Genomic DNA, 11,312 nt, shown 5'->3' with positions numbered 1-11,312 from the left:
ATACCTTAGGACTCCAATAAAGTATTATCAAAGGATTGTAACAAATTTGAAAATCTGGTCTTATCCGCAGGTTATTGATTTTACCTAGAAAAAAGATGAAAAGCCATTAAGTGTTTAGCGTAGTAGTTGTTCACGCTTCAGAAAAAACTGCGAGAAAAGAAACCAAAGCAGAGAACCGCTGCAATAATTATAGTCCTTAACTTAAGTATTTGCATTTTACTTTATAACTACGAAAGGCACGGAAAGCCCGGAAGAATTGTGCCCCTATTTCATTTATCCTGTGTTTTCCATGCTTTCTGTGATTAACCTTTCACATAGATTGGTGAATAAATTTTGGAGATAAGTAAAAAATTTTGGCCCGTGACTATAGAAACGCTGGTTTTTTATTCATCGCATTCCTTCCACACATTCTTTTTCGCTTTTCTTCTCGGTATATGCTGCTGGTTCTGTCTGTACCGGTGCAGTGAAAGTATCGGTAGCTTCCAGAATCGTATTGGTGATTCTGTCCAGTAATTCCATAGCCCCTCTATAACCTATATTAAGGATGCGCTGTACACCGACTCTGTCATGTATTGGTAGGCCGACCCTTACAAGAGGGATGTTCCGGGATTTTGCAATGTATCTCCCGTTGGAATTTCCTATAAGGACTTCCGGATTACATTGGCTGACTGCATCGTTAAGAGTGTCAAAGTCAATTCCATTCAGAACCTCAGGTTCGAGTTCCGGGTTTATTTTTTCAACTATTTGCCGGATTTTTGCTTCAAAGTCCCGGCTTTTACTTCCTGTAGCTATTAGAACCGGGTTTATCCCGAGTTCCAGCATGAAGGTTGTGAGGCTAAATACAAAATCGGGATCTCCATAAACAGCGGCTTTTACGCCATAGAGATACTTGTGCACGTCAACCATAGCATCCAGGAGCCTACCTCTTTCTTTCTGATATTTTTCAGGTATGGGACATCCAATAATCTTTACCAGCTCAGTGAAGAAAAGGTCAGTGTTTGAAAGCCCTATTGGGATTGGAACATCATATCCTGGTACTCCATGTGATTCTTCCAGATATTTAACTGCTAAGTTCTTACTAACTGTACCCAGGCCCAGGCTTGCTCGACTGTTTGGCATGTCAGCAATTTCGGAAAGTGGGGTACCACCCGGCGCAATTTTTGGTAGATCTTCTCTCAGCGGAGCGTCAAAAGTTTCGGAAATATCAGGCAGGAAAATATAATCTCCAGCCATAACATCAAAGATCTCTTTGAGTTCACGTACATCAGCAGGGGAGAGACTTTCAACAGGGATGACATTGAGCTTTCCATTTGGGATTTTTACGGATTTTTCTTCTTCAGTTTTTTCCGTAAATTTCCTGACAACTGCGTCTAAGGCTTTTATATATCCGCTTACGTGACTTTCCCCATAGCTAGGAGTTGAAACCGGAATAATTATAATATCTTTTTCAGGATCGTCTCCGATCTCTTGTTCTTCTTTAAACTCACGGATTATTGCAGGTACATCGTCCCCAATTGTTTCGGCAAGGCAGGTCGTAGCAACTCCGATTACTTTCGGATTGTACCTGTTAATCACGTTTCTCAATCCTTTTTTCAGGTTTTCCCTGCCCCCGTATACTGCTCCTTTTTCACTGAGCGAGCTTGATGCGATGTCTACAGGTTCCCTGAAGTGATGAGCAAGAAGCAGACGCATATAGGTGCTGCAGCCCTGAGAACCGTGGTAAAGAACCATAGTATTCTCAATTCCCTTAAAAGCAAGGGCACTTCCCATAGGCTGGCACATAACACAGGGGTTCACAGTTGCATAGTTTCTTTTCGTCATCTCAATGCCTCCTCATACCTGACTCTCAACTGCAGCCTCGGATTTCTGGTGCAAAAGTTCAGGTTTCAGAAGCATGCCTTTACACTCTTTTGCGTAATTTTCTCCAGAAGTCATGTCTTTTACTGCCACTTTCTCTATTTTACCTAATTTTTGTTCTGATTCCACTGCTTCGGGTTTCAGAATTCTTTCTTTAACAGCTTTCCATACAGGGCTACTGATGGAAGCGTCCACTTCTCGTGCAAAATTTACAAAGCCATCAAAACCTTCGAACTCCACCACCCTGTCATGGTTGAAGTCACAGAAAGCAATTCCAAGCTTGTATGCAATAAATCTCTCCTTTACGCCTGCAACCATCAGGTCAGCTTTCTGTCTAATGAGCAGTTCGGCAAGTTCAAGGGGGTTCGCATCATCAACAATAACTGTCCCATCCCTTACCGAATAACTGATTTGCTCGTAATCCTCTTTTTTCCCTGTCTGGGTCCCGATAATAACGACTTCCATGCCAAGTTCGGCAAAACCTTTGATAAGCGTGAGAGCTTTTGCAGGCCCTCCCATGTAAATGGCGGCCTTCTTTCCTTTGACCCTTTCCCGAACTCTGGAAATTTCAGGCATTATACGGTTTATTTCAGCTTCCAGAATTCTATCAGCCCGTTCTCTCATCTTTTCGGAACCAAAATAATCCGCAGTTCTTCGCAAGGCTAAGGAGATATCTTCAATTCCAAAGAAACTTGCGTTTAAGTAGGGAATTCCATATTCCGTCTGCATCCATTTTGCAAGATAGGTCATGGACCCACTGCACTGGACAAGGTTAAGGTCAGCTTCAGCTGCCCTTGATATGGCTTTTGCAGTTGAATCTCCTGTCATTGAGACTATAACCTCAATTCCCATCTGCTCAAAGAGAGGCTTTACGAGCCAGACATCTCCGGCTACGTTAAAGTCCCCTAAAATGTTAATCTTTGGCTTTATGTTATCAGGAACTCTGGGACCTTTCTTCTTAATTTCATCTTCGGAAGGTCTTTTGATCAACCTTTTTAAGGCGTCACAGGCAGCTTTATATCCGTCGGACTTATTGCCTTTGAATCCTTCGGATTTTACAGGAATTACATGGATATTGTGTTTCTGGCTTGCAGTTTTGCACACGGACTCCAGATCATCCCCAATGATTCCAACTATGCACGTGGAATAAACGAAAATAACAGGAGGGTGGTAGAGCTCCACCAGTTCATCAATTGCACTTGAAAGCTTTTTCTCTCCTCCGAAGACTACATCGATCTCTTTCATATCCGTGCTAAAGCTAGTGCGGTTTGTTTCAATCCCACTGGACTTTGCACCTCTTATGTCCCAGGTATAGCCTGCACAGCCGATTGGGCCGTGGACAAGGTGAACGGCATCGGTTACAGGGTTTAAGACAACCCTGGCTCCCGAATAAACACAGGCTCGCTGGCTGATAGCTCCTGCAAGAGAGTTATTATCACAGGCAAGAGGAATTTCCTGCCCTTTTTCTTGTTTTCTGGTAATATATGGCTTCCTTTCTTCGAGAGTATCCACTATTCCAATTTTCTCTTTCATTTCCTTCACTCCCCTCTGCTTCGGTTTTGAGGTTTGCGGCAGTTTTCCAGTTATCCGATTAATTATTTGAAAAGGGCTTCACTCGATGGTTTCAAGCAGCCAATCAGGAGAATCTCTGTCTTTCCTGTCAAGCAGGATATTTCCTATACGCTCTACAAGTCTTGCAGCTCCTGCGTATCCCATGATTGGGAAGTAATGCAGGTTTGCCCTGTCCATAATCGGGAAACCTACCCTGACCAGGGGTATATCCTCTGCCCTTGATATGAATTTCCCATAGGTGTTGCCTATAAGAAGATCCACAGGCTTTCTCTTGATTATCTGGTGAAGAGTAAACATGTCCCCTCCGGAAATTACATCAGCCTCCGGGTACTCTGGACCTATGAGTTCTTCTACTTCTTTTTCAAACTCCGAATTCTTGGTTCCTGTAAGTACTACAACAGGCTCCATGCCCATTTCCATCACAAGACTGGTCAAGCCTGTAAGAATATCCGGATCTCCGTAAATAGCTACCTTTTTTCCGTGGTAGTGTGGATGTGCATCGGTCATCATATCCACAAGTCTTCCCCTCTCGTCTTCAAGCTCGGGAGGAATTGCCACATTAGCAAGTTTTGCCGCGTTCATTACGAAACGGTCGGTGTTCCTTATCCCTATGGGAGTAGGCCCTATTTTTGCCGGGACTTTGTAGCGGCCTTCAAGGATCTTTGCAGCTGAGCCTCCTGCCATCCTGCAGAGAGCAATCGTCCCGACTGAGTTTGCAGAATCCTCTATATCTCCTATAGGAGTCCCACCTTTTGGATACATTCCAGGTTCGCCGGTCAGAGGAGCATCAAAGACATCAGTCGTATCGGGAAACACAATGCTGGAAATTCCCATTATTGAGAGTATGCGTTTTATTTCCCGTATGTCCCCAGGTTCTACAAAACCGGGGATTATGTTTAGTTTCCCGTTTGGTTTGCTCTTTTTAGTAAAGGTGGTTACAAAGGACTTTACCATATTGTCATAGCCGGTAATATGGGTGCCCACGTAACTAGGAGTAGAAGCTGCACAGATCTTAATAGAAGGGTCTATGAGTTCTTCGGCCTCTACATCTTCTAAGATGACCCCTACGTCGTCCCCTATTGTTTCTGCGACGCAAGTGGTATGAATGGCGATTACTTCAGGTTTGTATATTGTAGTCAGGTTTACGAGGGCTTCCTTAAGGTTTGCAGCGCCTCCGAATACGGCAGTTCCTTCAGAAAAACTGCTAGTAGTTGCCAGGGCAGCTTCTCGGTAGTGTCTGCTTAAGCACATACGCAGATAGGAGAGGCATCCCTGGGACCCGTGACTGTGCGGCATGCAGTTGTGTACACCAAGGGCTGCATAGACTGCGCCTATTGGCTGGCAGGTTTTTGCAGGGTTAATGGTTACTGCTTCTCTGGTTACTTCTTCACATGGGGTATAGTCTAACATTTTTCTCCCTCTTATTCTACATCTTCTGCTTTCCAGGGTGGGCGTATGAACTTCCAGGTTGGGCTGTGCAGAGCCATGTCAATGTCCCTTGCAAAGTTCAAAACTCCGGAAAAACCTGTATACCTTCCACTGTAATCGTACGAATGGATCTGTCTTGACGGGACCCCAAGTTTCTGAGCCCAGTACTTATCCTTGATTCCAGAGCAGAAAATATCCGGCTTAAGGGTCTTTACAAGGACTTCAGTCTCATGGTGGTTAAGATCATCAATAACAATGGTTCCGTCTTCCGCATCCGGGAAAAGGCCTTTATAGTCCATGAGTCCAATTTTTGTTTTCAGTTCTTCAATCCTTTCAGGACTGACTGCGGATTTGACGTTTTCATCCCTTTCGTAGTGCACATCTTCAAGAATTGAGCCAAGAGCTTTTTCTTTCATATGAGGGATAATCTGCCTGCCTTCATAGTCGTCTCTGTGAGCAAATTGATAGCCTGCAGCAATCACTTTCATGCCAAGTTCCTCAAAGAGATTTATATAGTGATGCGATCTAGAACCTCCGGCATAGATGAAAGCAGTTTTTCCCTGAAGTTTTTTCCTGTATTTTTCGATATCATCTGCATATTTTGCTTTTTCTTCGGCAATGACTTCTTCTGTCTTCCGGGTAATTTCCGGATCGTCAAAGAACTCTGCCATTTTCCGCAGGGATTTTTCAGTTCCTTTCGTACCGATGTAATTTACTTTCAGCCAGGGAACACCGTATTTTTCTTCCATCATCCGGTTAGTATAGTTAATGGAACGGTGGCAAAGCAGAATACTTAGTTTTGCCTGATGAGCCTGTGAGATCCTGTGGAATGAGCCGTCTCCGGTTAAACTTGAGACAATTCTGTACCCAATTTTTTCAAAAATTGGTTTGACTTCCCAGAGATCTCCTCCAATATTATACTCTCCAAAGACGTTTATATCAAAAGGTGTTGGACTTTTAATTTCTTCAGTCCCAATGAGGTGTTCCATCAGGGCGTTGCTTGCGATATGGTGGCCTGCCGACTGGCTAACTCCCCGGTATCCCTCGCAACGGGCGGGAATTACCTTGATCCCATGCTCCATTTCAGCTTCTCTGGCAACAGATTCAATGTCATCTCCGATAAGTCCTACAGGACAGGTTGCGCAGATAGTGATAGCTCCAGGATGGAAAATTTTCACAACTTCGTCAATAGCTGTTTTGAGCTTCTTTTCTCCTCCAAAGACAATATCGGTTTCCTTCATGTCAGTGCATACGCAGTAATTCATGAAGTTATCTCCACCCTCTTCTGCCTTTGCAAAGTTTCGTCTGGTGCCCCAGGTATAGAATGCACAGCCTATAGGACCGTGAACGAGGTGTACCATATCCTTAATCGGCCCGAAAACCACACCCTTGGTACCTGCAAAAGCGCATCCGCGGTTTGTAAGGATGCCAGGAATTACCTTGTCGTCGGCTTCGATGTGTTGTTCAGTGGAACAATTCCTGACAACTATGTGTTTTCTTCTGTTTCTCGAAGCTTTTTCCGGGAGCACTTTTAACATATCATCGACAAGCTTTTGTTCTTCTTCAATTCTGGAATCTATTTCTGCTCCCATCATACCAGCTCCTTATTTACTGTCGCCTCTCCGCTTTCTCCAGTCCGGATACGGATTGCTTCAGTAACGTCTGAAACGAAAATTTTTCCATCTCCTGCATTTCCGGTCTGGTTAATTTCTATGATTTTCTGGACCACTTCACTTACATTTTCGTCATCCACAACGATTGTGAACATTCGTTTTGGGATAAAGCGAATACAGGTCTCAGCTTCCTTTTCCGGATCTGGCAGAGGGGGATTAAATTCATGGCAAAGCCCTCTTTGTTTCCCGCGGCCCATAACCCTTCTTACGGTAAATGAAGGAAAGCCGCATTCAAGCAGGACATCTTTAGTTCTCTGGGCTTTGTTCATCCTAATTATCGCAGTAATCTCTTTCATAGGATTTTCCTCCGAAAATCCGGCTTTAAAGTCCTGGTTTTCCAGTCCTTATGGTATAGGCTTCTTCCACAGGGGTTACGAAGATCCTACCATCTCCGTATTTTCCGGTCCTGGCGGACTCCATTATAGTCTTTATAGCCCTGTCTTTATGTTCGTCTTTTACCACCATTAGAAGCATGGTCTTCTGCAGTTCATCGTAGTTGATGTCTGCTATATGGATCCCTTTCTGCTTCCCTCTACCAAAGACTTCCATTTTTGTAAGGGAAATACATCCCTCTTTTTCAAGGCACTCGATAACTTTAGTTTCCATGCCTGGCCTGATGATTGCACGTATCATCTGCATAGTTTTTAACTCCTTTTCATTCTATAATTATAATTATACAGTTTCAAATTCAATCATCACATATCAACAATTCCGAATTCAACCATCATTGATTCTAACTCTTCCATTGGAAGCGGAGTTGGGACAACAAGTTTGTCGTTGTTCTGGACGTTGTGGGCAAGAGTCAGGTACTCTTTTGCCTGGTTGGATTCTGGGTCAAAATCAATTACAGTCTTCCTGTTAATTTCTGCTCTCTGAACAATGTTGTCCCTGGGTATGAAGTGAATTAGCTGACTTCCCAGTTTTTTTGCAAAAGCGTCGAGAAGTTCACGCTCTCCGTCGACATTTCTACTGTTGCAGATGATACCTCCCAGACGGGCTCCACCTTTGGCAAACTTAGCAAGTCCTTTACAGATGTTATTTGCAGCATAGATAGCCATCAGTTCTCCACTGGCAACTATGTAAATCTCTTTTGCTTTTCCTTCGCGGATAGGCATAGCAAATCCACCACACACAACATCACCAAGTACGTCGTAGAATACATAATCAAGATCATCGGTATATGCTCCAAGGTTTTCAAGCAGCCCGATGGAAGTGATAATTCCTCTGCCTGCACATCCTACACCTGGTTCAGGCCCTCCGGATTCCACACATTTTATGTCGCCAAATCCCCGCTGCATAACAACATCAAGATCAACTCCTTCATCGCCTTCACTTCTAAGAGTGTCAAGTACGGTCTTCTGGTTCAGGCCACCAAGCAGCATTCTAGTAGAATCTGCCTTCGGGTCACATCCTACAAGCATAATTTTGTTGCCCATGGTCGAGAGGGACGCGGTCAGATTCTGAGTAGTAGTGGATTTTCCAATTCCACCTTTTCCGTAGATTGCTATCTGTCTCATTTTTTCCTTGCTCCTTAATTTTCTCCTCGGCACAGGAAGCCGGTAACCGTTGTACCATGTCATAGTATTTATAACTTTCTATTAATTAGGATATATGATATAATTAATTGACGTTGTTCGCGAGTTTTGGGAAAGGATTAATAAACAATTCCTCATAAATTGTAAAACTAAAAAGAATAACAGGAAGACCCTTTGATGATCCCTGAAGCCTCTTATGATGTAGTCATTGTGGGTGCAGGCCCCGCAGGTTCCACATCAGCCCTGTATGCTGCAAAGAACGGCGCCTCAGTACTTCTTCTTGATAAAAAAAGAGAAATAGGGAGTCCTATTCAGTGCGCTGGTTTCCTTCCCGATGCTTCGGAAGTCCAGGCCCTGCTCCATGAAGCAAGGCTTCCGGATACGCTGAAAAACTACCCTGATTCCTGTGTGCTGCAGAGAATTGATACTCAGCGCATTGTCACTCCAAACTGCAATATAAAAGAATTCGCTGTCAAGGGGGCAGTCCTTGACCGGCGCAGGTATGACCAGTTCCTTGCCGAGCAGGCAACAATAGCAGGAGCTGAACTGATGATTAAAACTCGCGTAACGAAAATTGAAGGAACGACTGTTGAAACTTCAGGAGTCTTTGGGAAATATAAAATTAAAGCGAAAGCGATTATCGGAGCTGACGGCCCTAATTCCCTGGTAGCAAAATTAAAAGGGCTTGCCCTTAAGCCCGAATCAAGGGAAACCTCGGTCGCTCTTGAATACCAGATCAGAAATGTGGATATTGATCCCTCTTCCCTGGAAATGTATTTCGGAAAGGATTTTGTTCCCGGCGGCTATGCCTGGATTTTTCCCGAAGGTCAGGACCGAGCAAACATCGGAATAGGAATACGAAGCGGTGTGGCTGAAAATGGGGTCTCTGCAAAAGAGTACCTGCACCGTTTTATGCGTAACCATCCGCTTGCAGGACCAAAACTGAAAAACTGCATAATTATGAACGTTATTGCAGGCATTATCCCTGTAAATGGCGCTCCTGAAAGAACCGCAACTGAAAACACGCTGATTGTAGGAGACGCAGCAGGCCATATTTTTGCAACAAACGGAGGTGGGATTCCTCCTGCAATGATTGCGGGAAAAGTAGCAGGAGAAACGGCAGCTGAATTTGCAGCCGGAAAGTGCAGGCTTGAAGAATACGACCGTCGCTGGCGAGCTCAGTTCGGATCCGCACTGGAAACATCAGTGCAGGCAAGGAAGCTCATGGATGGGATTATGAAATCCGATACACTCATGAATGCAGCTTTCAAATTTATTTCCCCTGAGCAGATGAAAGTCATGCAATGCGGAAAACTCCCAGGCCCCGTAAAACTTGGACTCCAGGCACTAAACCGTGGAAAGAAGTAACTGGTATGAAAAAAGAAAAAGAGGCAGGCCTTTTCCGTTACGTTTCTTTCTCTTCTGTAATTGTTTTCCCTCCTCTCTCTCAGGTTTTTGCTTCGGACATCTCCATCTTTCTTAATTCGGTTTCTGCATCTTCTTTATTGTACCTTGCTTCTGGGTAGACAGGTCGGATCTCAAGAGCTTTGTCAAACGAGGCAATAGCTTCTTCGTACCGTTTGAGAATTACATATTCAAGCCCTCTGAGGTTCCAGACTCCTGCAAAATCAGGCTTCAGCTTCAGAACTTTATCGAAATATTCAATCTTTTTTTCGGGATCAGTTTCGCTGGTCGCAAGCCTGTACCATTCCTCTGCAGTCTTGCCTTCAATTTTCTTTTTGAATAATCTGTCTAGAAATCCCAATAGTATCACTCCCTAGTATTACTGCTTATCTAGAAGATTGGTCTGACAGGTAGAAATAGATGATTATTCTTTTAGCTGGAGTAGCAAGGGGAGAATGAGATAAAAACCTGGAATAAAAATCTGGAATAAAAATAATACGGCATGAAATAAAAGAAGGATGTCAAATCAAAACATTAGGGATGCAAAATATAAACATAAACAGAGTCAGGCATCGGAAATAGTATTGAGAATGCAGAATATTTAAAATTAAGGCGTTAAAAAAGAAAAAATTTAGGAGCTTACTGTGAAAGCATCTCTGTTTCATTAAGTAAGCTTCTAAAGTCGGAAGTAATTATCATTTTGGTAATGTTTCCTGAGGTAGTTACATTGTAGGTTACTCCGCGTTCGGTGGAGTTTGCCTGGAAAGCCTTAATCTTCTCAGCAAATTCGGGATCGGGATTAAGGTAAAGGGACGTCTGACTGTAACTGCCGTCATCCAATTTCCTGAGATCAATGTATAACTGATCGGCCTGGATAGTGGAATTATTCGTCTTTGTGGCCAATTCCTGGTAGAGGCTTCCTTCAGGACTCACCTGGCTCAGAAGACTATTATATTCGGTTGAAGCAGTTGCATTTCCTTCCAGCACGTCAATTACATCTTGCACGCTCTGGCGAGAGCCAAGGATCATAGGGCTTCCGACTACATTCCAAATGTCATAAGTATTGTTTGTCCTTGCAAGGAGACTGTAGTTATCGTACTGGACTAATCCCCAGGGCATTAAGATTTTCCGCTCCGGGATCTGGTGGAGTTCGAACCCTTCACCATCAGCATAACGTGCTCCATAGCGCTTAGTTACGTCTGCCCCATATAGAGAGTACATCATTGTTTTATTCCCAAAGACCTGTTCAAATGGAGTTCCTGTCGTTCTTTGCAGGTCTACATATGAAGCACTTACTACCCCTTCAGGAGACATGTTTAATCCATCCGCAACGGAATTGAATTCATGGTGGACCTGCCTGCCAGGAATTTGAGAAAAAGCGATCGTATTATTTTCCTCTATATTTCCGGAAGAGGAAACATCATCACTCTCATTATTTTTATTTGAGTTACCTGAAAAGAAGATCGCACCGGCTGACAAAAGCATTGTTAATGCCAAAAAAACAGCCAGATATCTCTGGTTTTTTGTTGCTGAGTCCTTTTGTTTCATAAATGAAACCTCATCACATAAAGTTAATTTTTCTGACAGTAGAAATCATGCACCTGATATCTAAACATGTCGACTTAAACATTCTGACAGTAGAAATCATGCACTTCATATCTAAATATATCAGCTTAAACATTCTGAAGGTAAAAATCACGTACTTGGTATCTAAATATATCGGCTTAAACATAATGATTTGATATTTGTTGAGATAAGAACTTTTCCTGAGATTTATTTCATAAAACCGAGTACACTGGATCTCAGATAGAGAAGCGGGTTTAAACTGGAGCCCTCTACCACA

Annotated in this window: 10 protein-coding genes; 1 reads left to right on the top strand and 9 read right to left on the bottom strand. The window is 43.4% G+C overall.

Annotated elements, in window-relative coordinates; translation table 11 throughout:
- Positions 1 to 387: 387 nt before the first annotated feature.
- The 7 genes from MSBRW_RS04415 to nifH form a co-directional block, all read right to left on the bottom strand.
- Positions 388 to 1,821: a nitrogenase component 1 gene (locus MSBRW_RS04415; RefSeq protein ID WP_011305205.1), complete on the bottom strand. Its 1,434-nt coding sequence runs from the start codon at positions 1,819 to 1,821 to the stop codon at positions 388 to 390.
- A 12-nt stretch (positions 1,822 to 1,833) separates the two neighbouring features.
- Positions 1,834 to 3,390 (bottom strand): nitrogenase iron-molybdenum cofactor biosynthesis protein NifE, encoded by a 1,557-nt coding sequence (nifE, locus tag MSBRW_RS04410; RefSeq protein ID WP_011305206.1) that lies wholly within the window; start codon positions 3,388 to 3,390, stop codon positions 1,834 to 1,836.
- A gap of 78 nt (positions 3,391 to 3,468) precedes the next feature.
- Entirely contained in the window at positions 3,469 to 4,839 is a 1,371-nt protein-coding gene (gene nifK / locus MSBRW_RS04405) for a nitrogenase molybdenum-iron protein subunit beta (RefSeq protein WP_011305207.1), read from the bottom strand.
- Between the two features lie 11 nt (positions 4,840 to 4,850).
- Positions 4,851 to 6,452, bottom strand: coding sequence for a nitrogenase molybdenum-iron protein alpha chain (nifD, locus tag MSBRW_RS04400; protein WP_011305208.1), 1,602 nt, complete (start codon positions 6,450 to 6,452; stop codon positions 4,851 to 4,853).
- Entirely contained in the window at positions 6,449 to 6,826 is a 378-nt protein-coding gene (locus MSBRW_RS04395) for a P-II family nitrogen regulator (protein ID WP_011305209.1), read from the bottom strand. Before MSBRW_RS04395 ends, nifD begins: the two co-directional genes overlap by 4 nt.
- Positions 6,827 to 6,851: 25 nt before the next feature.
- Complete coding sequence (locus MSBRW_RS04390) at positions 6,852 to 7,169, bottom strand: P-II family nitrogen regulator (RefSeq protein WP_011305210.1); 318 nt, start codon at positions 7,167 to 7,169, stop codon at positions 6,852 to 6,854.
- Between the two features lie 56 nt (positions 7,170 to 7,225).
- The gene (gene nifH, locus MSBRW_RS04385) at positions 7,226 to 8,047 is read right to left on the bottom strand and encodes a nitrogenase iron protein (RefSeq protein ID WP_011305211.1); all 822 of its coding nucleotides are present in this window, start codon (positions 8,045 to 8,047) and stop codon (positions 7,226 to 7,228) included.
- 195 nt (positions 8,048 to 8,242) lie between these two features.
- Between nifH and MSBRW_RS04380 the strand changes: the two genes are divergently transcribed.
- Positions 8,243 to 9,433, top strand: coding sequence for a geranylgeranyl reductase family protein (locus MSBRW_RS04380; protein WP_011305212.1), 1,191 nt, complete (start codon positions 8,243 to 8,245; stop codon positions 9,431 to 9,433).
- A 79-nt stretch (positions 9,434 to 9,512) separates the two neighbouring features.
- Here the strand turns inward: MSBRW_RS04380 and MSBRW_RS04375 are convergent, their stop codons facing one another.
- Both MSBRW_RS04375 and MSBRW_RS04370 read right to left on the bottom strand, forming a co-directional pair.
- Entirely contained in the window at positions 9,513 to 9,839 is a 327-nt protein-coding gene (locus tag MSBRW_RS04375; protein ID WP_155398111.1) for a tetratricopeptide repeat protein, read from the bottom strand.
- A gap of 269 nt (positions 9,840 to 10,108) precedes the next feature.
- Entirely contained in the window at positions 10,109 to 11,017 is a 909-nt protein-coding gene (locus MSBRW_RS04370) for a hypothetical protein (RefSeq protein ID WP_011305214.1), read from the bottom strand.
- Positions 11,018 to 11,312: the final 295 nt, after the last annotated feature.

Origin of the sequence: Methanosarcina barkeri str. Wiesmoor (genome assembly GCF_000969985.1) — an archaeon.
In the GTDB taxonomy this organism is placed as follows: Archaea; Halobacteriota; Methanosarcinia; order Methanosarcinales; family Methanosarcinaceae; genus Methanosarcina; species Methanosarcina barkeri_B.
This window is presented reverse-complemented; position numbering and strand designations above follow the sequence as displayed.